Source organism: Acidimicrobiales bacterium, from assembly GCA_035531755.1.
Taxonomy (GTDB): domain Bacteria; phylum Actinomycetota; class Acidimicrobiia; order Acidimicrobiales; family UBA8190; genus DATKSK01.
In genome coordinates, this window is record DATKSK010000040.1 from 1 (window position 1) to 22,530 (window position 22,530).

Here is a 22,530-nt window from a genome sequence, read left to right on the forward strand (position 1 = left end):
GTGAACTTCACGAAGGCTTGATCGAGCACGCCCCGTCTGCCGATGAATGCGCTCCAAGCGACGACGTTCGCCTCGTCGCCTTGCCGATCACTTCGTTCGGTGCCCCACAGGTCGCCGATCGGTGGATCGAGGCTAAGGCTATAGACGCAAGCCAGCTCGGAAACAAGAGGCCCGAACTGCGGATGCGAGTCCATCGATCAAAGAACTGCGCGCGGACATCTGGTCTGGGTAGGAGGCCCGGTGAGCGTTGATGCCATGATTCCGAACCGATCTTACGATTCCCGGGAACCGATTCCCGATTCTCGTTCCGAAACCCTAGCGCAAGACCCGTTATGTGATGGTCGATGGGATTGCTCGCGCTCCGGTTGATGCGGTGGAGGAGTACCGGTCCAAGGCGTCGTAACGCTGCATCCACCCGACTACGACTCGGTGTCGGAGAACCGATCCGCACGTTCCCGTACCAAGGGCCACTGGCGACTTGGGACCTCGCAACGGACCGACACAGCGCAGTGACAGGCTGGGATCGTGGAGGATCATTCGTCCGACCAGGAACCCCCGACCAGGATCCATTTCGGACTCGAGGAGGCCCTCGACCTGCTTGCCGCCCTCGAGGAGGCCCGTGATGCTCTGATCGAAACCGACCACCTGGCCGAGGCTGCACAGGTTGAGCATCAAATCCAGCTCCTCAGCCGTAGACTGGGTTTCGATGAACCGGGAGGCGGCGATGGGTGACAAGCAGCCACTCCGGGCGGCTCAGGCAGCTCGGCGATTGGGCATTCCCACCAAGGAGCTACTCCGCCTCGTATACGAGCGTAAGATCCGTTACGTCATGGTCGACGGGATTGCTCACGTTCCGATCGATGCAGTGGAGGAGTACCGCTCCAAGGCTTCATGAGCCTGCACCCTCACCCGAATAGCCACCGAGTGTCGGAGAGGGGACTTGAACCCCTACGCCCTTTCGGGCACTAGCCCCTCAAGCTAGCGCGTCTGCCTATTCCGCCACTCCGACCGGCGTGCGCCCAACCAAGAGACCCGGCGCAGAGGGCACTCTAGCGCGAGGGACACAGGTGCCGGACTCCCTGGTGGCGTCGAGAATCTTCGTCCCGGCGGCCTGCCCACGCATCGCCGGGGCCCGATCCGGCGTCACCCTAGGATCGCGCCGTGGCGAGCTGGCTGCCTGACGAAGACCGGACCCGCTCGCCCTTCACCGGGTGGACGCGCGCGCATTGGGAGGCCACCGCCGACCATGTTCTCGCCGACGTCCGGGCGCACACATCGTCGGGGGGATCGTTCGTGAAGACGTCCCCGGATCAAGGTGCGACCGCGGGCCTCGAAGGCTTCGCGCGCGCCGGGTTGCTCGCCGGGTACCGCGTCGCCTCCAGCGACGACGCCGCGGTGCGCGACCCCCTCCTGTCGTGGCTCGGCCGCGGGATCGACGTCGGCACCCGACCGCGGCAGCCGGACGCCTGGCCCGTGCCCGCCGACCACCACCAGGCCATCGTCGAGGCCGCGTGGGTGGCGATCACGCTGGCCGAGACCCGGGCGGACCTCTGGGACCAGTTCGGCGCGGGCACGCGGCAGCAGGTCCTGCGGTGGCTCACGGCGGTCCGGGGCAAGGCCGTCCACCGGAACAACTGGCTGCTGTACCCCGTGGTCGTCGACGGCTTCCTCGAGCAGGTGTCGGGCCCCACCGACGCGGGTGCGACCGGCCGGGCGCTGCGGCAGATCGACGCCATGCACCACCGTGACGGCTGGTACTCCGACGGCGCGGGCACATGCTTCGGCCATTACAGCGCCTGGGGGGTCCAGTTGCTCCTGGCCCACTGGATGCGCATCACCGGCGGCGACGCCTTTCCCGGCGGCCCGCAGGTCCTCCGTGAGCGGCTGCGCACCTTCCTCGGCGAGTACGCCCACCTCGTCGGGGCCGACGGCGGGCCCGTGCTCCACGGACGGTCGCTCGTGTACCGCTTCGCGGCGGCGGCGCCGTTCTGGTTGGGGGCCCTCGTCGACGCGAGCCCGTTCACCCACGGCACCACGAGGCGCATCGCCAGCGGCGTGCTCCGCCACTTCGTGGTGCACGGGGCGCTTCGCGACGGGATCCCCCCGCTCGGTTGGTACGGCGCCTTCCCGGCGATCGCCGACTCCTACAGCACTCCCCTGTCCCCGCTCGTCGCCTGCGACGCCTTCGTCGGGTTGCTCCTGGCCCCCGCCCACCCGGCCTGGACCGACACCGAGACCGCGGGGCCGGCCGACGCACCGGTGGCGCGGGCCCTGACCACCCCCGGCTTCGTGTGCATGACCTCCACCGACGGCCTGACACGCGTCGCCTCCCATGGAGCCACCGCCCCCTCGGTGTCGGCGCACCCCGGCTACCGCAAGGTCGGCTACAGCAACCGCACCGCCCCCACCACCGGCCCGATGGGCGCGCTCGACCTCGACGGGCAGGTCACCATCGTGGCGGGCGACGGCACCCTGCTCGGCCGGCGGGCGTTCTCGCTCGTGGCGGCGGGCGACCGCTTCGCCTCGTCGACCTGGACGCCGCAACCCCCACCACCGTCGGCGCGCCGCCGGCGAGCGGTGGCACTGGCGCGCCGGCTCCCCGCCGGCATGCGGCCCCGGTTCCTCGGGCCCACCCCCGACCGCGACGAGCGCGTGGAGACCGTCTCGGTGGCCCGGCCCGACATGGAGCTGCGCGTCACCCACCTGTGGTCCCTCGACGGTGGCACCATCCGCGACGGAGGACTGGCGGTGAGCCACGACGAGCCTCCGGCGGTGTCGCGAGGCGACGGCTGGTGCGCGGCGACCACCACGGATGGGCTGACGGGGGCCGTCATCGCCCTGCACGGCTGGACCGGCGCGGGATGGCGCACCGCCGTGGAGGCGTCGCCCTTCGGTCGCCACACCGTCGTCCCCTACGTCGACGGGGACGGTGGGGAGCCCGAGGCGCTCCTGGTCTGCGCGCACGTGCTCACGACCGGGCCCGTCGACGCCGAGGCCATCCGGGCGTCGTCGACGGTGGAGGTGCTCACCCGTCGCGCCCTGGTCGTGCGGTTCGCCGACGGCGAGGAGCACCTCGTCCAGCTCTTCCGACCGGGCCCCCTGCGCGTCGCGGTCGGGCGCCTCGAGCTCGACGGCACCTATCGCTACGCCCGCTGGTCCCCCGACGGCAGCCGCTGCGCACTGCCCTCCTGCTGATCCGCCCGCGCCGGTCCGGGACCGGTGTGAACGGGGCCCCGTGCAGACGTCACCGGCGCGAAGGCCTCCACGAGGTGCCGGAACCGGCGCGGCACCGCCACGCCCTGCAATTCCAGGGACCGCTCCCACGTCCGCCGGCGCCACGACCGGTCGTCGCGCTCGAACTTCAAGATCCACGCCGCCCGCGCCTGCGCCGTGCGGTTGGGGCCCGACCCGTGGACGGCCCGCTGGCTGTGGGCGGTGAACCCGCCGGCCGGCACGGGGCAGGGACGGGCGTCGGACACGTCGAGGCCGATGGCGGCGAGCCCGTCGCGCCCGGACGGCTCGTGATCGAGCAACCCCTCGGGTGTGCTCGGCAGGAACCGCATGCAGCCGTTGTCATCGGTGGCATCGACGAGGGCGAGCCAGATCGTCGCCGTGGGCACGTCCCACTGCGGCGAGAACGCCAGGTCCTGGTGCAGGGCCGTGACCGCGCCGTCACCGGAGGGTTTGAAGATGGCGTGGTCGAACGCCAGCTTCACCTTGGCGCCGAGGAGCCGCCGGGCACTGCGCAACGCCAGCCGGTAGGCACGGCACTGCAGCAGGCGGGGCTCCAGATGCGCGCAGTGGACGATCTCGGGGACCCTCCCGCCATCGGACCCCGGGGCGAGGTCGTGCACCCACGACGGGGGCAGCTCGTCGGCGCGGTCGAAGAGCGCGTCCAGGAGCCGGCGCGGCACCCGCAGGGCCCTCGGAGAAACGACACGGCGCGCCACCGCCACGTACCCGTCCCGGCGGAAGCGCGCCACCTCCTGCGGGCTCGGGCGCCGACGGCTCACCGTGCGCACGGTACCGGCCCGTCCCGGTCTCCCCCGGCGTCGGCCGCACCCGACGGGTGATCGAGTGTCACGAGCTCGTAGCCCAGTGCCCGCACCCGGCGCACCAGTGCCGGGAGGGCCGCGACGTCGACGTCGTCGTCGCGATCGTGGAGGCGGAGCACGGCGCCGGGCGTCAACCCGTCGACGATCCCCGACACCCTGTCGACGACCCCCGACACCGTGTCGCCGGCCCCGGTGCGCGCCGCGTCCTCGCCGGGGTGCGTCGTCCACAGCCACACCTGCTGCCCCCGTCGCTGCAGGGCAGACACGACGCGCTCGTCGTAGTGGCCGCCCGGCGGACCGACGTGGCGCACGGCACGGCCCGTCAGCTCCTGGAGCAGGGCGTCGGTGTGCGACAGGCCCTCGTCGAGCTCGCCGTCGGCCATGTCCGTGAACGGCGCGCCGGACCACCCCGCGCTCCCGACCACGTGGCCGGCGGCGGCGATGGCGCGCACGTCGTCGGGCCGCGCCCGGGCGGCGGCACCCGTCACGAAGAAGGCCGCCGGGGCGCCGAGCCGGCGCAGCTCCTCGAGGACGGCGGCGGTGTGCCGGCCGGGGCCGTCGTCGAACGTCAGCGCCACCCACCGGTCCCCGCTCGCGGTCACCCGGCGGCGGACGCCGGAGGGCGCCGGCGCGGGGTCCCGGCGCGGCCCGCCCGAGACGCGGTGCACCACCCGCAGCTGGTCGACGCACCACCCGAGGTTGTAGGCCACGCTCCCGGCCGCCATGGCGGGCAGGAGGGCGACGAGCTCGGCGCCCGGGCCCGCATGGCCGCGCCGCAGCTCGGCTGCGGTCCAGCGCGCCCGCTTCCACCCCCGCCGGGCCGTGCGTGCCACCACGAGGGCGCTACGCGCCCCCGCAGTGGTCTCCCACGAGCGGCGGGCCCTCCCGGCCGGCAGGCTCAGGATCTCGCGCCACGAGTCGAGCCGCCCCCGGGCGTACTGGTCGCGCAGCATCTCGACGAAGGTGGCGGGGCCGATGTGCTCGCGCACCACCCCGGGGTCGAACCACGGCTCGACACCGAGGGCGCGGATCCGCTCCACCATGGCGGTGTCCTCGTCGGTCCGCAGCGTCTCGTCGAACGGCCCCGCCCGCTCGAGGAGGCGGCGGCTGAACGACAGGCCGTAGGCCTGGTACGGGTGCGCCCGGCCCGCGCGGTGGCCGACGAGGCGATTGGGGTGGAGCAGGTACAGCGCCGTGCGCCCCGCCCGGCCGTCGGACGGCGTCGCCGCCATGGCCCCCGCCACGGCCTCGTGGCCGGCGCGGTGACAGGCGATTCGCCCGCGCACCCATCCGGGGGCCGCCACGCAGTCGGCCTCGAGGAAGGCCACGAGCTCCCCCCTGGCCATGGCCACGCCGCGGTTGCGCGTCCCGCCCGGGAAGAGCCGCACCGTCGACTCGGCCACCGCCACGGCCGGGAAGCGCCGGCGCACGAGCTCGGCCGACCGGTCCCCGCCCGACGTCGCCACCACCACCTCGACCGGGTCGTCGGTCTCCTGCTCGAGCACCGACCCCACCGCACGGAGGATCGTGGCCTCGTTGCGGTACCCGAAGACGACGACGGTCATGACCGGCGCGCCGGAGGGCATGGTCACGGGGCCTGATGCGGGCACGGCGTCACGGTCGCCCCGGCGACGCCGGCGGCGCGAGGCTCACGTGGTCGCCCCGGCGACGCCGGCGGCGCGAGGCTCACGTGGTCGCCCCGGCGACGCCGGCGGCTCGAGGCTCACTTGGCCGCCCGGCCCGGTCGGCCGTCCGGGCGCAATGGCACCATCGCCCTGGCCCGACGGTCGAGCCGACCGCGCAGCCGTCCCACCTCGCTGCTGACGGCCACGGCGGCGTCGAGGACCGGCACCGACAGCGGGCGCCGCGTCATCGCCCGGCTCCCGAGGGCGAGCGGCAGCTCCCACACCCGCCGCATGCGCGTGGCGAACGGCGGCGTCGCCGGGTAGCCGGGCCAGGCCGACCAGCGCCGCTCCAGCATGACCACGCCGGCCGAGTACCGCCGCCACCGCGCCGTCACCTCGGTGAACCGCCCGCCCACGAAATGGCGCACGGCGGCGTCCGGCCGGTAGACGAGCCGGCCGCCGGCGAGGGCCTGCACCCGCCAGGACAGGTCGTTGTCCCCCCCGGCCACCAGGAAGTGCTCGTCGAAGCCACCGAGCGCCTCGAGCATCGAGCGGCGGTAGGCGGCATTGGCCGTGGCGAAGAAGGGCAGGAACCCGCTCGACATGTTGAAGGCCTGGTCGAGGAACTTGCGCTCGACCATCCACCGCTGCGCCGCCGAGCGCAGCTCGGCCTGGACGATGGCGCCACCGACGCCGGCCACCGACGGGTCGGCGAACGGCTCCAGGAGCTCTTCCAGCCAGGTCGGCTCGGGAATGCAGTCCCCGTCGGTGAAGGCGATGACGTCCGACGTCGTCGATCGCCATCCGGTGTTCCGGGCCCGGAACGACCCGCGCACCGGCTCCGCCACCACGGTGGCACCGGCGGACGCGGCGGCGCGCGCCGTGCCGTCGGTCGAGCCGTTGTCCACCACGACCAGCTCGTCGGGTACCCGGGTCTGGTTCCCGATGGCGGCGACGCACGCGCCCACCATCGCCTCCCCGTTGCGCACCGGCACGACCACGGCGACCCTCATCGGCCCGGGTCCGTCAGCTCCGGCCCCACGCGCCCACCCGGCGACGTCGCCGGCTCCGGTTCCCCGGGCCCGGCGGGCGGCGTCGTGCGCCGCAGCCACGCCACCACCCCACGACGTGCATCACCGTCCAGGCTCGTGGCCCCGAACACCGCCGCGTACACGACCAGCGTGGCGGCACCGGCCACGGCGACGGCCGCCACGCCCGCAAGCCGCCCGTGGGCCCGGACCACGCTCGTGACCGGTCCCGCCGACAGCGACACGCCGAGGGCACCCGCCACCGCCAGCGGCAGGAGATGGGCGCGCAGCACCGGCGTGAGCAGCGGCACCATCCCGGTACGCAGGCGCCTGGTCACCAGGGGCAGCGTCACGGCCAGCTCCACGCACACGACGGAGCCCATGACCGCCAGGGCCACGCCGGTGATCCCGAGGTACCACCCCAGCACCGCGGTCAGCACCACCTGCGTGGCCACCTCGGCCGACGACGTGACGGCGATCAGCATCTGGCCGCCGGAGCCGCTCACGATCCTGGAGGGGACCGCCCCGAGGGAGCGCAGCCCGAACGCCACCGCCAGGATGACCACGGCCGGGGTGGCGCGCTGGTACGTCGGGCCCACCCAGGCGATCAACGCGGGCCGGGCGAGGACCGCCACCACGAGGCAGAAGGGGATGGTGACCCCGGCCGTCAGGCGCATGCCCGCGCGGGCGGACGCCCCGAGCCGCTCGTCGTCGCCCCGGCCGACCATGGCGGCCGCATGGGGGAAGAAGGGGTCGACCAACGGGGTGCCGAGCTTCGTCCCCAGGGTGGCGAGCTTCTCGCCCACGGCGAAGATGCCCGCGGTGGCGACGTTGCGGACGAGGCCGAGGACGAGCACGCTGGCGTAGTCCCGGAAGCCCTCGAGCGAGTCCCCCAGCGCGTACCAGCCGGCCGGTGTGGCCAGGGTGCGCACGAGCCCCCGGTCGACGAGGCCGAGCGACAGCGAGAACCGCGGCAGCAGGCGCCGGAACAGCCCGTAGCGCACCGCCTGCCCGCACAGGCTGATGGCGACCGTGGCGATTCCCAACGCCAGGAGGCCGCCGCCGTTCGCCAGCACGACGGTCCAGGCGATCGCCTGGCACACCGCCACACCGATCAGGGTGGCGTTGAGCAGGTCGTAGCGCTGCAGGGCGACCATGCCGCAGCCGAAGGTGTCCATCGGGATCGAGATCGCCATGTCGAGGCCCAGCAGCAGCAGCAGGGCGCGCGTGGTCCCCGCCAGCGGGTCGCGCAGATGGATGGCGGGCGGCAGGAGCAGCGCGCCGAGCGCGGACACCGCCAGGGCGACGAGCCCGAGGAGGACCAGGAGGAAGAACGAGGTGTTGAGCGTCCGCTGCAAGGTGTCGTCCTCGCCGGCCGCCGACAGACGGGCCACCGCCGCCACCACGGCGCCACCGAACCCCAGGTCCAACAGCTGCACCCAGGCGATGGTCGACCCCACGAAGATCCAGATCCCGAAGCGGACCGGGCCGAGGTGGCTCGTCAGGACGGGGGTGGTGATCAGCGCCACCGCCATGAGGACACCGGTCAGGGCGTAGTTCGACGTGGCGTTGCGGGCGAAGCGCGCCGGGAGGGCGGCAGAGCCCCCCGAGGCGGCCCGCGGCCGTTTCACCATCCCCCCAGCATGCCCCGCCCGGCCGACGACGGTGCGCTTACGGTGCCGTGCCGGTGCCGGCGGCCCCCGCGGCGGGGGCCGGGGCCAGCAGTGCCCAGTTGCGGGCGTTCCACATGGGCCCGAGGCCGCCGGGGTCGTCGCCCACGCCCGAGAGCGAGGCCGACCACACGAGCGCCGTGGGCTCGGCGAACAGCGGCAGCGTCGGCATGGCCGCCCACAGGTCCTGGTCGATCTGCGAGTAGAGCGCCTGGGCCCGCGGCGGGGCCAGCTCCTGCACCGCCTGGGTGAACAGTGCGTCGATCCTCGGGTCGTCGAAGCCCGACCAGTCCTGCGTGGCGTCGGCGCCGTTGACCGCCGGTGACGTCGAGAACACGCTGCCCATGGCGCTCGGGTACGCGCTCGTGTCCACCGGCACGACGGCGAGGTCGAAGGCGCCGGCCGGCAGCACGGTGCCCAGCAACTGCGCCGCGGGCATCGGCGTGGCCACCACGTCGAACCCCGCCGTCACGAGCTGGGCGGCCACGATGGGCCCCACCGCCGCCGACCAGGGGTCGTCACCGGCCCACACCAGGTCGAGACCGACGGGCTTGCCGCGTTGCGACCACGTGCCCTGGGCGTCGGCCGCCAGGCCTCCCTGGGCCAGGAGCCGGGCGGACGCCACCGGGTCCGCCTTCTCGTAGCCCGCGCCGTTGTCGGTGTAGCCGGGCTCGGTGTTCGCCACCAGATGGTCGTTGTCCTCCCAGACGGAGTGGTTCTCCGGCTGGCCCACGCTCGTGACGATGGCGGCGCGGTCCACGGCGTGGGCGATGCCCTGGCGCACCGCCGCCACGTCGAGCGGGGCGCGGTGCACGTTGAAGGTCAGCTGCAGCATGCGCGTGCCCAGGTTGGCCGCGCTCTGCAGCGCCGGCGACGACGATGCCCGCGCCAAGAAGGTCTGGTCGAAGGCGACGGGGTCGGCCACCTGGGCCTGGCCCGAGCCCAGCGCGTCGGCCGCCGCGGCGCTGCCGCCCACCGCCCGCACCGCCAGGTGGTCGAGGCCCGGCGCCCCGGCCCACCACTTCGGGTTGCGGCCGAGGACCATGGACGATCCCGGCTGCCACGACTCCACCAGCCACGGCCCCGCCGACACCAGGACGCCCGGGTCGAAGTGGTCGAACCCGTGGTTCCAGCCCACGCGCTCGGCGATGTGCGCGGGCAGCAGGTCGTCGAACAGCGACGCCCAGTCGGCGAACGGGGTGCGGAACACCACGGTGACGGTGCGCCCTGCATTGGAGCCGGTGACCGAGTCGATGTCGCGGTAGCCGCGGGTGGAGACGACCGAGTCCGGCGTGCCGTCGATGTCGAGGGCGCCGCCTTTCTGGGAGTCCCAGGCATAGGCGAAGTCGTCGGCGCTGATGGGGACGCCGTCGGACCACACCGCCCGGGGGTCGATCTGGTACACCACCGTCTGCGGATGGAGGTCGATCACCTCGGCGCTGTCGACGACGTTCGTGTCGAGCTGGGGCGTGAGCTGCGGCCCCACCCGGAACACCTGGGCCCACAGCGCGCTGGCCAGCATCCGCCCGGCGGGCGTGGCGCCGGCCACCGTGTGGTCGTTGAGCGTGGACGGGACCTGGTCGAGCGCCATGGTCACGGTCCCCCCGGCGACGGGCACCAGCCGGGGGGCGGTCGTGGTCGGCGAGCGGGTGCCCGCGGCGGTGCCCGGGGACGTGGCGCCGCACGCGGCCACCACCACGGTGGCGGCCACCACGGCGGCCGCACCCTTCACCCAGGACGTCGCCGGGCGCGGGCCACGGCGGCGTGCGCGCCCCACAGGTGGCTCCCGGTCGCCGGCCAGGCCGGCGGTCACTGCAGGCGGAGGGCCAGGGTCACGGTGGTGAAGGCGAAGATGATCGCCACGGTGATCGTGATGCGGTCGAGGTTCTTCTCGACCACGGTGGACCCGGCCGCCGCCTGGCCCACCGAGCCGCCGAACATGTCCGACAGGCCGCCGCCCTTACCCGAGTGCATGAGGATGAGGAACACCAGGGCCAGCGACACCAGGATGTGGATCACCACGATGGCGATCGTCAGCACGGAGGCCTCCTCGGGCGGGTGGGACCGGCCAACGCTACCAAAGGGCCCGCGCTCACCGGCCGGCGCCCACCACCGACGCCGTGGCCTGGACGATGGCGGCGAAGGTGGCGGCCTCGAGGCTCGCCCCCCCGACCAGGGCGCCGTCGACGTCGGGCTGGCCCATGAGCTCGGCGGTGTTCTCGGGCCGCACCGAGCCTCCGTACTGGATCCGCACCGCACCGCCGGCGTCGGCGCCCGCCAGCCCGCCCACCACGCCCCGGATGTGGGCACAGGCGCCCTGGGCATCCTCGGCGGTGGCCGTGCGGCCCGTGCCGATGGCCCAGATGGGCTCGTAGGCGATCACCAGGCCGGCCACCTGCTCGGGCGCCAGGCCCTGGAGGGCGGCCGTGGTCTGGGCGGTGAGGCGCGGCTCGGTCTCGCCGTCCTCGCGCTCCTCCTCGGTCTCCCCCACGCACAGCACCGGCGTCATGCCGTGGCGCAGCACCGCCCGGAGGGTGGTGGCCACGTCCTCGTCGGTCTGGCCGAAGAACTGGCGGCGCTCGGAGTGGCCCACGATCACGAGCGTCACCCCCAGCCGCGCCAGCATGGGCGGGGCCACCTCGCCGGTGAACGCCCCCTTGTCCTCGTGGTGGCAGTGCTGGGCGCCGAGGGCCACGGGGATCGACCGGTCCTCGATGACGGTCTGCACCGATCGCAGGCTGGTGAACGCCGGGTGCACCGACACGTCCACGGACGCCACGTCGGACGGCCCCAGCCGCAGTCCGAGGTCCTGCACGGTCCGGATGGACTGCAGGTGGTCGTGGTGCATCTTCCAGTTGGCGCTCACGAGGGGTCGCCGCCGCGCCCCGTTTCCGGCTGCCGCTGCCGCCGCCGCTGCCGCTGCTGCTGCTGCTGCCATCTCAGGCCACCGCCGGCACGTCAGGCGCTCCCGGCCCGTCGGGCCACCGCCGCCGCGTTGGACGCCCGCCGCAGGGCCGCCAGTCCGGGGAGGTCTCCGTGCTCGAGCAGCTCGAGCGACGCACCCCCGCCGGTGGACACCCAGCCGATGCGGTCCTCGAGGCCCAGGTGGTCGAGCGCGGCCACCGAGTCGCCCCCGCCCACCACGCTGAAGCCCCGGCCCTCGGCCACCGCCGTGGCCACCGTGTGCGTGCCGGCGGCGAAGCGGTCGTCCTCGAACACGCCCATGGGGCCGTTCCAGAAGACGGTCCCGGCCGAGCGCACCACGTCCGCGTAGGTGCCGGCGGTCTCCGGCCCGATGTCGAGGCCCCGCCATCCCCGGGGCAGGTCGGTCCCGAGCATGCGCACCTCGCCCTCACCGGGGGCGCCGCCGCCGATGGTGCCCCCCGGCGCCAGGGCCACCAGGTCCGTCGGCAGCAGGATGCGGTCGCCGCCCTCGGCCAGGACCGCCCCGCAGCGGCCCACGCTGCCGGCGTCGAGGAGCGAGGCCCCCACGTCGTGGCCCTGGGCGGCGAGGAAGGTGAAGGCCATCCCCCCGCCGACGAGCAGCTGGTCGACCTTGTCCAGCAGGGCCTGCAGCACGCCCAGCTTGTCCGCCACCTTGGCCCCGCCCACCACGGCCACGAACGGGCGGGCGGGGTCGTCGAGCAGGCCACCGAGGACCTCGACCTCGCGCGCCAGCAGGCGCCCGGCCGCCGACGGCAGGTGCGCCGGGGGCCCCACCACCGAGGCGTGCGACCGGTGCGAGGCGCCGAAGGCGTCGTTCACGTAGGCCTCGAAGCCGTCGACCAGCCGGTCGACGAAGGCGGGGTCGTTGGCCTCCTCCCCCGGGTCGAACCGCAGGTTCTCGAGCAGCGCCACCCCGGGCGCCAGCTCGGCGAGGCGGGCCCGCACGGGCGCCATGCCGTAGCGGGGGTCCACCGTGCCCTTGGGCCGGCCCAGGTGGGAGCAGGCGGTGACCTCGGCCCCCCGGTCGCGCAGCCACGTCAGCGTGGGCAGCGCCGCCCGGATGCGGAAGTCGTCGTCCACCACGACGTCGGCGGGGCCGCCGGGCCCGTGGGCCAGGGGCACGTTGAAGTCGACCCGCACGAGCACCCGCCGTCCGGCGACGTCGGGGAGGTCCTCCAGCACCGGCAACCCGGCGAGCGGCCCGCCGTGCGGCCGCGACACGCCGATCACACCCGCACCCGTCGTCCCATCGCGTTCAGGTCGCCGGGGGGCCGGCGGCCCCCAGCAGGACCACCAGGTCGACGAGGCGGTTGGCGTACCCCCACTCGTTGTCGTACCAGCCCTGCACCTTGACCAGGGTCGTGTCGTCGTCGACCGGCATGACCATGGTGAGGCCGGCGTCGAACGTGCACGAGGCGGCACTGCCCACGATGTCCGACGACACGATGGGGTCCTCGGTGTACACGAGGACCCCGGCCAGGGAACCGCTCGACGCCGCCGCCCGGAAGGCCTCGTTGACCTCGTCGACGGTCACGGCCCGCGGCACCAGCGCGGTGAAGTCGGTGATGGACCCGTCGACGACGGGCACGCGCAGGGCGGTGCCGTCGAGGCGGCCCTGCATGGCCGGCAGCACCAGCCCGGTGGCGCGTGCCGCGCCCGTCGACGCCGGCACGGTGTTCTGGGCCGCCGCCCGCGCCCGGCGCAGGTCCGCGTGCGGGAGGTCGAGGAGGTTCTGGTCGTTGGTGTAGGCGTGCACCGTCGTCATGAGGCCGTTCTTCACGCCGAAGGCGTCGTCGAGGACCTTCACCATGGGCACGAAGCAGTTGGTGGTGCACGACGCGTTCGACACCACCACGTGACGGGCCGGGTCGAACGACCCGTCGTTCACCCCCATCACGAAGGTGGCATCGGCGTCCTTGGCCGGGGCCGAGATGACGACGCGCCGCGCCCCGCCCTCGAGGTGGGCGGCGGCGTCGGCGCGGGCCGTGAAGCGCCCCGTCGACTCCACCACGACCTCCACGCCCAGCTCGCCCCACGGGAGCGCCTTGGGCTCGCGCTCGGCCAGGACGGCGATGCGCGCCCCGTCCACCACGATGTGGTCGCCCTCCGCCCGCACCTCGGCGCCGAAACGCCCGTGCGTGGTGTCGTAGCGCAGCAGATGGGCGTTGGTGGCCGCGTCGGTCAGGTCGTTGAGGGCCACCACCTCCACGTCGGCGCCCTGTTGGCGCGCGGCGCGCAGGAAGTTGCGCCCGATCCGCCCGAACCCGTTGATGCCCACTCGAACTGTCATCGGCCCTATCCGACCAGACGGCCGAGGGCTGCCGCCAGTCGTGCCGGGTCATGGGCCCGGCCGTTGGCCTTGGCCAGCGCCGCGGTGACCACCGGCACCCCCACGTCGCCCAGCGCGATGGCCGCCGGGTCGGCGAGCACCACGTCCACCGCGATCCCGTGGGCGACCAGGGCGGCCACGTGGGCGGCCACGTCGTAGCCCGCCGTCTCCTCACCCTCGGGGCGCAGGTTGGCCACGTACACCCGCCGCCCCGCGGACCGCCGGATCCCCTCGGCGATCCCGGGCACGGCCGCGGCCGCCAGCACGCTCGTGAACAGCGACCCCGGGCCCATCACCACCTGGTCGGCCCGCCGCAACGCCTCGATGGCCGCCGGCGGTGCCGGGGGGTCGGTCGGGACCAGCGACACCCGGCGGATGTGCGCGGTGCGCATGACGGCCGTCTGCCCCTCGACGTCGCCGGTGTCCGCCTCCGCCTTCAGCACGACGGGCTCCGAGGTGGCCGGGACCACCCGCCCGACCGCCCCCAGCAGGCGGGCGGCCTCGTCGAGGCCCTGTTGGGGGTCCCCGCAGGCGGCCAGCAGGCCGGCGATCACCAGGTTGCCCAGCGCGTGGCCGGCCAGCTCGTCGGCGTCGAAGCGCTGCTCGAAGGCCACGGCCAGGGGCGACCCCTCCTGGGCCAGGGCGACCAGGCACCTGCGGAGGTCGCCGGGGGGGATGATCCCGAACTGCCGGCGCAGTCGCCCCGACGACCCGCCGTCGTCGGCCACCGACACGATGGCGGTGATCTCCCCGGCGTAGCGGCGCACCGCGTGGAGGGTGGCGGCCAGCCCGTGGCCCCCGCCCACGGCCACCACCCGGGGCCCGGAGGCCCTCATCGGGCGACGTCCCGGTGTCGCGGCCGCCAGGTCCTCATCGGGCGATGTCCCGGTGGATGACGACGGCCTCGCTGCCCCGGGCCCGCAGCCGCTGCCCCAGCTCCTCGGCCAGGGCCACCGAGCGGTGGCGACCCCCCGTGCACCCCAGCGCGATGGTGAGGTACGACTTGCCCTCGTCCACGAAGGCCGGGAGCAGCGTCCCGACCAGGTCGTCCACCCGGTCCAGGAACGAGGGCGTGGCCTCCTGGCCCATGACGAAGTCGCGCACGGGCGCGTCGAGCCCGGACAGCGGCCGCAGGGCCTCGACCCAGTGCGGGTTGGGCAGGAAGCGGCAGTCGAAGACGAGGTCGGCGTCGAGGGGCAGGCCGTGCTTGTAGCCGAACGACACCACCGACGTGCGCATGCCGGGCTCGAAGTCGTCGCCGAACAGGTCGGTGACGCGCTGGCGCAGCTGGTTGACGTTGAGCTCGGCGGTGTCGACCACCACGTCGGCGCGCTCGCGGATGGGCTCCAGCAGACGGCGCTCGTCGGCGATGGCCTCGGCCACCTGGCGCTCGGGGATGGGGTGGCGGCGCCGGGTGCCCTCGAACCGGCGCACCAGCACGTCCTGGGGGGCGTCGAGGTAGACGAGCCGGACACGGTGCCCCCGGGCACGCAGGTCGTCGATGGCGGGGAGCGCCTCGTCGACCCGGGCCCCGCCGCCCCGGCCGATGACCAGGGCCACCCGCTCCTGGGTCGAGCCGGGCCGCCCCACGACGTCGGCCACCTCGGACAGCAGGGAGGGGGGCATGTTGTCGATCACGTACCAGCCGGCGTCCTCGAGGGCCGCCGCGGCCGTCGACCGCCCCGCCCCCGACATGCCGGTGATCAGCAGGTAGTCGCTCACGGCCCCGCCGTCGCGGGCGCCCGGCCCATCGGGCGCACGGGGCGCACGGGGTGCATGGGGCGCATCGGGTGCATGGGGTCCATCGGGTCCATCCTCCCCCACCGCGGCGCCGTCGGTGGGACACGGGGGCCCCCGGTGGCACCGACGCCGCGGCCATCGACTAGAACATCGCCATGCGGCGTCTCTCCGGGTCCACCATCGCGGTCATCGTCGGTGCGCTGGTGGCCGTCGGCATCGTGGTGTTCTTCCTGGTCGACCGGGGGCAGCCCATGTGCCAGGCCGAGGCCGACCGGGTGGCGGCCGCCATGGCGAACCCGCTCGGCCCCATGCCCTCGCTGTCGGGGCTGACGGCCAGGGACGCCTCGACGGTGCGCAGCTTCCGCAACGCCTTCACGGAGGCCTACGGCAAGCTGTCGGGCCCCGACAAGGTCGCCAAGCAGCAGGCCGTCCTCAAGCGCTGGAACACCTTCATCATCCCCCAGATGACGATCTCCACCCGGGCCGAGTACGGCTGCCGGTAGGACCGGGTCCCGGGCCGGCGGGCCCGGGGACGTCACCCCCGGCCCGGGACGTGGGCGCCACCCGACCGTCCCGCGGACCGTGGCGACAGGGTGTGCAGGTGGTCGTGCACGGCGGCCGCCACCGTGTCGGGCAGCCAGGGCAGCGCCTGCAGCTCCTGGAGCGACGCGCCGCGCACCGCCCGCACGCTCCCGAGCTCACGGAGCAGCCGGGCCCGGCGGGCCGGGCCCAGGCCGGGGACGCCCTCGAGCGCGCTGCGCGTCATGCGCCGCCCCCGCAGGTCCCGGTGGTAGCCGATGGCGAAGCGATGGGCCTCGTCGCGCACTCGTTGCAGGAGGAACAGCGCCTCGGACCCCCGCGCCACGACCACGGGGTCGGAGCGGCCGGGGACGAAGACCTCCTCGAACGTCTTGGCCAGGGCGGCCACGGGGATCTCCCCGGCCAGGCCCAGCCGTTCCAGCACCCGCACGCCCACACCGAGCTGTCCCTTGCCCCCGTCGAGGAGAAGGAGCTGGGGCGGGTAGGCGAAGCGCCGGGCCCGGGCGCTCCCGGCCACGGCGGGGTCCCCGGCGGGGTCCCCGGCGGGGTCGCCGGCGGAGTCGCCGGCGGTGACGGCCCGGGCCGCCACCAAGGCGGTGAGCCGGCGGGTCAGGACCTCCTCCATGGCGGCGTAGTCGTCGTTGCCCGGGACGTCGCGCAGCCGGAACCGGCGGTACTCGGACTTGCGGGGCAGCCCGTCCTCGAGGACGACCATCGAGCCCACGTAGTCCGTGCCCTGCAGGTGGCTCATGTCGTAGCACTCGATGCGCAGGGGGGCGTGCTCGAGCCCCAGGACCTCCCGCAGCGCCTCGAGGGCCCGCGCCCGGCTGTCGTGGTCGGAGGCCCGGCGCAGGCGGTGGCGGGCGAGCTCCTCACCGGCGTTGCGGGTCACCGTGTCGAGCAGCCCCCGCTTGCCGCCGCGCCGCGGCACCCGTAACGCCACCGCCGCGCCCCGGCGGTCCTCCAGGAAGGCCTCGTACACCTCGGGGGCGTCGGGCAGGTGGGGCACGAGCACCTGGCGCGGGACCTCGGGCGAGTCCGGTCCCTCGGTGCCCCAGCGCCGGGGGTCGCCGGCGCCCGACGTCCACCCCGAGCTGTCGCCCCCGCGCACCCGGGCGGTGTGGCGCGCCGCCGTGGGCGACGGGTCGGCGTCGCCGTAGAGCTCCTCGAGCACCCGGCCCACGAGCTGGGGCGGGGTCAGCTCCTCGACCTTGTCGACCACGAAGGCCCGCCGCCCCACCACCCGGCCCCGGCGCACGTGGAAGACGCACACGGCCGCCTCGAGGGGGTCCTCGTCGATGCCGACCACGTCGAGGTCCTCGGGCCGGTCGGTGACCACCTGCTGGCGCTCCAGCGCGGTGCGCAGGGTCTGGAGCCGGTCGCGCAGGCGGGCGGCGCGCTCGAAGTCGAGGTCGGCGGCGGCCTGCTCCATCTCGGCCACCAACCGGCGCTCCACGTCCTCGGTGTCCCCGGCCAGGAAGGCCATGAGGTCGTCCACCATCTGGCCGTAGCGGTCGTGGTCCACGGCGCCGATGCACGGGCCCGAGCAGCGCTCGATGTGGAAGAGCAGGCAGGGCTTGCCCATCTTGGTGTGGCGCTCGAGCTTGCGGTCCGAGCACGTGCGGACCTGGAACGTCCGCAGGAGGAGGTCGAGGGTGTCGCGGATGGCCCCCACGTGGGCGTAGGGGCCGAAGTAGCGCACCCCCGGCCGGCGCCGGCCCCGGACCACCGCCGCCCGGGGCCATTCGTCGGCGAGGGTGACCGCCATCGACGGGTAGGACTTGTCGTCGGCCAGGCGGATGTTGAAGCGGGGCCGGTGCCGCTTGATCAGGGCGTACTCGAGGAGGATGGCTTCCACCTCGTTGGCCACCTGGATCCACTCCACCCGGTCGGCGAGCGACACCATCTGCGCCGTGCGGGGCGCGAGGGTGGCCGGGTCGGCGAAGTAGTTGCTCACGCGGCTGCGCAGGGACTTGGCCTTGCCCACGTACAGGACCCTGCCCTCGGCGTCGAGGAACTGGTAGGAGCCCGGGGTGTCCGGGATCGACCCCGGGGACGGCCGCGTGCGCACACCTCCACTGTGCCGTACGGGCACGGGCCGTCGTGCAGAGCCGTACGGGCACGGGCCGCCGTGCGGAGCCGTACGGGCAGGGGCCGTCGTGCAGAGCCGTACGGGCACAAGCCGTCGTGCGGGGCCCGCGGTGCGGGCGCGGGCCCGACGCACCCCCTAGACTCGCAGTCGAGCGCCGGCCTGGTAACCCCGGCGTGCATACCGCTCCGAGGCCGACAACCCCGCGGATGGGCGACCAGGCTGTCCCCGCCGGCCGTGAATCGGAGTGCTCCCCGAAGGGAGTCCCACATGTTCCGGTTGCAGCGAGCGCTCCCCGAGCGCTACGTCGACGCGACACCCGACCAGCTGGCGGCGTGGATCCACGACGCCAAGGAGGCGCTCGGCGCGCGCCTTCTCGTCCTCGGGCACCACTACCAGCGTGACGAGGTGATGCGGTGGGCCGACGCCCGGGGCGACTCGTTCGGCCTGTCGCGCACGGCCGCGGCGCACCGCGACGCCGACGTCATCGTCTTCTGCGGTGTGCACTTCATGGCGGAGTCGGCCGACATCCTCACCGCCGAGCACCAGCAGGTGATCCTCCCCGACCTGAACGCCGGGTGCTCCATGGCCGACATGGCCGACATCGACGCCGTCGAGGAGGCCTGGGAGTCGATGGCCGCCGTCACCGACATCGAACGCGTGGTGCCGGTCACCTACATGAACTCGTCCGCCGCGCTGAAGGCCTTCGTGGGCCGCCACGGCGGCGCGGTGTGCACGTCGTCCAACGCCCGGGCCGTGCTCACGTGGGCCCTCGACCCTGGCGGCACCGGGACCGCCCAGGGCGACAAGGTCCTGTTCTTCCCGGACCAGCACCTCGGGCGCAACACGGGGTTCCAGCTCGGGTGGGGTGACGCCGACATGCGGGTGTGGAACCCGCGTCTCGAGATGGGCGGGCTCAGCGACGCCGACGTCAAGGACGCCACCCTGCTGCTGTGGAAGGGGCACTGCTCGGTGCACCAACGCTTCCGGCCCGAGCACGTGGCGGCCTTCCGGGCCGAGAACCCGGCCGGCATGGTGGTGGTGCACCCCGAGTGCGCCCACGACGTGGTCGAGGTCGCCGACGCCGTCGGGTCGACCGACTTCATCATCCGGGCCGTGGAAGAGGCGCCCGCGGGGTCGGTCATCGGGGTGGCCACCGAGATCCATCTCGTGAAGCGGCTGGCGGACGAGCACCCCGACAAGACGGTGGTGTCGCTCGACCCGCTGGTGTGCCCGTGCTCGACGATGTTCCGCATCGACGCCGCCCACCTCTGCTGGGTGCTGCAGAGCCTCGTCGAGGGGACCGTGGTCAACCGCATCACCGTCGACGCCGACACCGCCGCCTGGGCGCGCGTGGCGCTGCAGCGCATGCTCGACATCACCTGACCGCCCGTTGTGACGGGTCCGGCCGAGGCGTCGTGCCCGTCGTCCCGGTCCGGGGCGAACGGCCACTCCTCGAACGCCGTCAGCCCGCCCGCCGCCGTTTGCCGGCCGACCCCGCCCGCGCCGTCCCCGCGCCCGTCGTGGGGGCGCGTCCGGTGCCCTTCTTCGCCGCCCCGGCGGGAGCACGGCGCGCCGCGGCGGGGGCCGGCGTGGCGGCCTTCTTCGCCGCCCCGGCGGGAGCACGGCGGCGTGCCGCGCTGCGGGCGGGCGCCTCGACGGCGTGCCCGTCGCGCGCCAGGACCGGCGCCAGCACGGCGCCCGTGTAGCTCGCCGCGATGGCGGCCACCTCCTCGGGGGTGCCCTCGGCCACGACACGCCCGCCGCCCTCGCCGCCCTCGGGCCCGAGGTCCACGATCCAGTCGGCCGTCTTCACGACGTCGAGGTTGTGCTCGATCACGATCACGGTGTTGCCCTGGTCCACCAGCCGCGACAGGACCTCGAGGAGCTTGCGCACGTCGTCGAAGTGCAGGCCCGTGGTGGGCTCGTCCAGGACGTACAGGGTGTGCCCGGTGGACCGGCGCGACAGCTCGGAGGACAGCTTCACCCGCTGGGCCTCGCCGCCCGACAGCGTCGGGGCCGGCTGGCCGAGGCGGATGTAGCCGAGGCCCACGTCCACCAGGGTCTGGAGGTGGCGGGCGATGGTCGGCTGGTTGGCGAAGAAGGCCAGGGCCTCCTCGCACGACATGTCGAGGACGTCGCCGATGTTCTTGCCCTTGAAGGTGACCTCGAGGGTCTCGCGGTTGTAGCGGGCACCCCGGCACACCTCGCACGGCACGTACACGTCGGGCAGGAAGTGCATCTCGATCTTGATCGTCCCGTCGCCGGCGCACGCCTCGCACCGGCCACCGCGCACGTTGAACGAGAACCGCCCGGGCTGGTAGCCGCGCACCTTGGCCTCGGGCGCCTGGCTGAAGAGCTTGCGCACGTGGTCGAACAGCCCGGTGTAGGTGGCGGGGTTCGACCGCGGCGTGCGGCCGATGGGCGACTGGTCGATGGCCACCACCTTGTCGACGTGCTCGACGCCGTCGATGGACCGGTGCTGCCCGGGCGTGGTGCGCGCCCGGTGGACCTGGGCCAGCATCGACTGGAGCAGGATGTCGTTCACGAGCGTCGACTTCCCCGACCCCGACACGCCCGTCACCGCCACCAGGCACCCCAGCGGGAACCCCACGTCGATGCCCTGGAGGTTGTGCTCGCGCGCGGCGCGCACCACCAGCTGGTCGCCCGACCCCTCCCGGCGCTTCCCGGGCACGGGGATCGACCGCTCCCCGGTGAGGTAGCGGCCCGTGACCGAGGCCTCGGTGCGCAGCAGGCCGTCGACGGGTCCGCTGTAGACGACCTCCCCCCCGTGCTCACCGGCCCCGGGGCCGATGTCCACCACGTGGTCGGCCTCGCGGATGGTCTCCTCGTCGTGCTCCACCACGATGACCGTGTTCCCGAGGTCGCGCAGGCGCACCAGGGTGTCGAGCAGGCGGCGGTTGTCGCGCTGGTGCAGGCCGATGGACGGCTCGTCGAGCACGTAGAGCACGCCCACCAGGCCCGACCCGATCTGGCTGGCGAGCCGGATGCGCTGCGCCTCGCCGCCCGACAGCGTCGAGGTGCCCCGGGCCAGCGACAGGTAGTCGAGCCCCACGTCGAGCAGGAACGTGAGCCGGGCCCGCACCTCGCGCAGCACCCGGTCGGCGATGAGGTGGTCGCGCTCGGTCAGGTCGAGGGCCTCGACCTCGGCGGCGGCGCGCGTGATCGACAGGCTGCACAGCGCGTGGATGCTCAGCCCGCCCACCGTGACCGCCAGCGACTCGGGCTTGAGGCGCGCCCCGCCGCACGCCGGGCAGGGGATCTCGCGCATGAACGTCTCCGCCCACTGCCGCACCGACTCGGAGTCCGAGTCGCGGTGGCGCCGCTTCAGCCAGGGGACGATCCCCTCGAAGTGCGACGTGAACGACCGCTGGCGCCCGTAGCGGTTGCGGTAGCGGACGTGCACCTGGCGCTGCCCGGAGCCGAACAGGAGCACCTTGCGGTCCTTGGCCCGCAGCTTCTCCCAGCGCGTGGCGGTGCTGAACCCGTAGTCGTCGGCCACGGCCTCCACGATGCGGTCGAACCATCGGCTGTGGCCCCCCGTCCACGGGGAGATGGCGCCGTCGTCGAGCGACTTGGCGGGGTCGGGCACGACCAGGTCGGGGTCCACCTCGAACTGCGTGCCGAGCCCGTCGCACGCCGTGCAGGCGCCGTAGGGGGAGTTGAAGGAGAAGTTGCGCGGTGCGGGCTCCTCGAAGGACAAGCCGCAGTGCGTGCACGCCAGGTGCTCGGAGAACGTGATCGGCTCCTCGGCTCCGTCGTCGCCGATCACACCGATCTCCGCCACGCCGTCGGTGAGGCGCAGGGCGGTCTCCATGGACTCGGTCAGCCGCTGGCGGATGTCGTCGCGGCGCACCAGCCGGTCCACCACCACCTCGATGGTGTGCTGCTCGTAGCGCGCCAGGCCGAGCGCGGCGCGCTCGGACAGCTCGACGGTCTCCCCGTCCACGCGGGCCCGGGCGAACCCCTGCTTGGCCAGGTCGTCGAGCAGGGCCTCGTACTCGCCCTTGCGCCCCCGCACCACGGGGGCGAGCACCTGGAACCGGGTCCCCTCGGGCAGGTCGAGGATGCGGTCCACGATCTGCTGGGGCGTCTGGCGGGCGACGGGACGGCCGCACGTCGGGCAGTGGGGGCGCCCCACGCGGGCGTACAGCAGGCGCAGGTAGTCGTAGATCTCGGTGACGGTGCCCACGGTGGAGCGGGGGTTGCGGCTCGCCGACTTCTGGTCGATGGAGATGGCCGGGGACAGTCCCTCGATGAAGTCGACGTCGGGCTTGTCCATCTGCCCGAGGAACTGGCGGGCGTAGGCGGACAGCGACTCGACGTAGCGTCGCTGGCCCTCGGCGTAGATGGTGTCGAAGGCGAGCGACGACTTGCCCGACCCCGACAGCCCGGTGAACACGATGAGCTGGTCGCGCGGGAGGTCGAGCGACACGTCGCGCAGGTTGTGCTCGCGCGCCCCGCGGATCACCAACCGATCGGCCATC

At 74.1% G+C, this 22,530-nt stretch carries 18 protein-coding genes and 1 tRNA gene; 4 read left to right on the top strand and 15 right to left on the bottom strand.

What is annotated here, in order from left to right; genetic code table 11:
* On the bottom strand, window positions 1–194 hold a 194-nt coding region (locus tag VMV22_08350; GenBank protein HUY22339.1), incomplete at its 3' end, for a hypothetical protein.
* Window positions 195–525: 331 nt separating this feature from the next.
* Between VMV22_08350 and VMV22_08355 the strand changes: the two genes are divergently transcribed.
* On the top strand, window positions 526–732 hold the full coding sequence (locus VMV22_08355; GenBank protein HUY22340.1) for a hypothetical protein: 207 nt from the start codon (window positions 526–528) through the stop codon (window positions 730–732).
* A gap of 193 nt (window positions 733–925) precedes the next feature.
* Here VMV22_08355 and VMV22_08360 read toward each other — a convergent pair.
* Window positions 926–1,009: transfer RNA gene (locus tag VMV22_08360), tRNA-Leu, on the bottom strand.
* A gap of 152 nt (window positions 1,010–1,161) precedes the next feature.
* Here VMV22_08360 and VMV22_08365 point away from each other — a divergent pair.
* Entirely contained in the window at window positions 1,162–3,195 is a 2,034-nt protein-coding gene (locus VMV22_08365; GenBank protein ID HUY22341.1) for a DUF2264 domain-containing protein, read from the top strand.
* Here VMV22_08365 and VMV22_08370 read toward each other — a convergent pair.
* The 11 genes from VMV22_08370 to rapZ form a co-directional block, all read right to left on the bottom strand.
* Window positions 3,144–4,013, bottom strand: a complete 870-nt coding sequence (locus tag VMV22_08370) for a phytanoyl-CoA dioxygenase family protein (protein ID HUY22342.1) — start codon at window positions 4,011–4,013, stop codon at window positions 3,144–3,146. The two genes, VMV22_08365 and VMV22_08370, sit on opposite strands and share 52 nt — an antisense overlap.
* Complete coding sequence (locus VMV22_08375; GenBank protein HUY22343.1) at window positions 4,010–5,641, bottom strand: polysaccharide deacetylase family protein; 1,632 nt, start codon at window positions 5,639–5,641, stop codon at window positions 4,010–4,012. The genes VMV22_08370 and VMV22_08375 overlap by 4 nt, the downstream gene beginning before the upstream one ends.
* Window positions 5,642–5,778: 137 nt before the next feature.
* Window positions 5,779–6,693 (bottom strand): glycosyltransferase, encoded by a 915-nt coding sequence (locus VMV22_08380; protein ID HUY22344.1) that lies wholly within the window; start codon window positions 6,691–6,693, stop codon window positions 5,779–5,781.
* Window positions 6,690–8,342 carry a lipopolysaccharide biosynthesis protein gene (locus tag VMV22_08385; protein HUY22345.1) on the bottom strand — a complete coding sequence of 551 codons (1,653 nt, stop codon included), beginning with the start codon at window positions 8,340–8,342 and terminating at the stop codon, window positions 6,690–6,692. The genes VMV22_08380 and VMV22_08385 overlap by 4 nt, the downstream gene beginning before the upstream one ends.
* Window positions 8,343–8,379: 37 nt before the next feature.
* On the bottom strand, window positions 8,380–10,110 hold the full coding sequence (locus VMV22_08390) for an ABC transporter family substrate-binding protein (protein ID HUY22346.1): 1,731 nt from the start codon (window positions 10,108–10,110) through the stop codon (window positions 8,380–8,382).
* Between the two features lie 77 nt (window positions 10,111–10,187).
* On the bottom strand, window positions 10,188–10,418 hold the full coding sequence (gene secG / locus VMV22_08395; protein HUY22347.1) for a preprotein translocase subunit SecG: 231 nt from the start codon (window positions 10,416–10,418) through the stop codon (window positions 10,188–10,190).
* Between the two features lie 52 nt (window positions 10,419–10,470).
* A complete protein-coding gene (gene tpiA, locus VMV22_08400; GenBank protein HUY22348.1) occupies window positions 10,471–11,244 on the bottom strand; it encodes a triose-phosphate isomerase in 774 nt (257 codons plus the stop codon).
* Window positions 11,245–11,336: 92 nt separating this feature from the next.
* Window positions 11,337–12,545 carry a phosphoglycerate kinase gene (locus tag VMV22_08405; GenBank protein ID HUY22349.1) on the bottom strand — a complete coding sequence of 403 codons (1,209 nt, stop codon included), beginning with the start codon at window positions 12,543–12,545 and terminating at the stop codon, window positions 11,337–11,339.
* A gap of 34 nt (window positions 12,546–12,579) precedes the next feature.
* A complete protein-coding gene (gap, locus tag VMV22_08410) occupies window positions 12,580–13,614 on the bottom strand; it encodes a type I glyceraldehyde-3-phosphate dehydrogenase (GenBank protein ID HUY22350.1) in 1,035 nt (344 codons plus the stop codon).
* A 5-nt stretch (window positions 13,615–13,619) separates the two neighbouring features.
* Window positions 13,620–14,489, bottom strand: coding sequence for a uridine diphosphate-N-acetylglucosamine-binding protein YvcK (gene yvcK, locus VMV22_08415; protein HUY22351.1), 870 nt, complete (start codon window positions 14,487–14,489; stop codon window positions 13,620–13,622).
* 34 nt (window positions 14,490–14,523) lie between these two features.
* Window positions 14,524–15,375 (bottom strand): RNase adapter RapZ, encoded by an 852-nt coding sequence (rapZ, locus tag VMV22_08420; protein HUY22352.1) that lies wholly within the window; start codon window positions 15,373–15,375, stop codon window positions 14,524–14,526.
* A 173-nt stretch (window positions 15,376–15,548) separates the two neighbouring features.
* On the opposite strand from rapZ, the gene VMV22_08425 reads away from it, so the two are divergent.
* Complete coding sequence (locus VMV22_08425; GenBank protein ID HUY22353.1) at window positions 15,549–15,896, top strand: hypothetical protein; 348 nt, start codon at window positions 15,549–15,551, stop codon at window positions 15,894–15,896.
* A 32-nt stretch (window positions 15,897–15,928) separates the two neighbouring features.
* On the opposite strand, the gene uvrC is transcribed toward VMV22_08425, so the two are convergent.
* Window positions 15,929–18,004: an excinuclease ABC subunit UvrC gene (gene uvrC / locus VMV22_08430; protein ID HUY22354.1), complete on the bottom strand. Its 2,076-nt coding sequence runs from the start codon at window positions 18,002–18,004 to the stop codon at window positions 15,929–15,931.
* Between the two features lie 288 nt (window positions 18,005–18,292).
* On the opposite strand from uvrC, the gene nadA reads away from it, so the two are divergent.
* Window positions 18,293–19,408 carry a quinolinate synthase NadA gene (gene nadA, locus VMV22_08435; protein HUY22355.1) on the top strand — a complete coding sequence of 372 codons (1,116 nt, stop codon included), beginning with the start codon at window positions 18,293–18,295 and terminating at the stop codon, window positions 19,406–19,408.
* Window positions 19,409–19,487: 79 nt separating this feature from the next.
* Here the strand turns inward: nadA and uvrA are convergent, their stop codons facing one another.
* The gene (uvrA, locus tag VMV22_08440; protein HUY22356.1) at window positions 19,488–22,529 is read right to left on the bottom strand and encodes an excinuclease ABC subunit UvrA; all 3,042 of its coding nucleotides are present in this window, start codon (window positions 22,527–22,529) and stop codon (window positions 19,488–19,490) included.
* Window position 22,530: the final 1 nt, after the last annotated feature.

Excerpts from the sequence above, each read along its gene's own strand:
- VMV22_08375 (HUY22343.1), bottom strand. The coding sequence starts at position 5,641 with ATGCCCTCCGGCGCGCCGGTCATGACCGTCGTCGTCTTCGGGTACCGC.
- VMV22_08380 (HUY22344.1), bottom strand. The coding sequence starts at position 6,693 with ATGAGGGTCGCCGTGGTCGTGCCGGTGCGCAACGGGGAGGCGATGGTG.
- VMV22_08385 (HUY22345.1), bottom strand. The coding sequence starts at position 8,342 with ATGGTGAAACGGCCGCGGGCCGCCTCGGGGGGCTCTGCCGCCCTCCCG.
- gap (HUY22350.1), bottom strand. The coding sequence starts at position 13,614 with ATGACAGTTCGAGTGGGCATCAACGGGTTCGGGCGGATCGGGCGCAAC.
- yvcK (HUY22351.1), bottom strand. The coding sequence starts at position 14,489 with ATGAGGGCCTCCGGGCCCCGGGTGGTGGCCGTGGGCGGGGGCCACGGG.
- VMV22_08425 (HUY22353.1), top strand. The coding sequence starts at position 15,549 with ATGCGGCGTCTCTCCGGGTCCACCATCGCGGTCATCGTCGGTGCGCTG.
- nadA (HUY22355.1), top strand. The coding sequence starts at position 18,293 with ATGTTCCGGTTGCAGCGAGCGCTCCCCGAGCGCTACGTCGACGCGACA.
- uvrA (HUY22356.1), bottom strand. The coding sequence starts at position 22,529 with ATGGCCGATCGGTTGGTGATCCGCGGGGCGCGCGAGCACAACCTGCGC.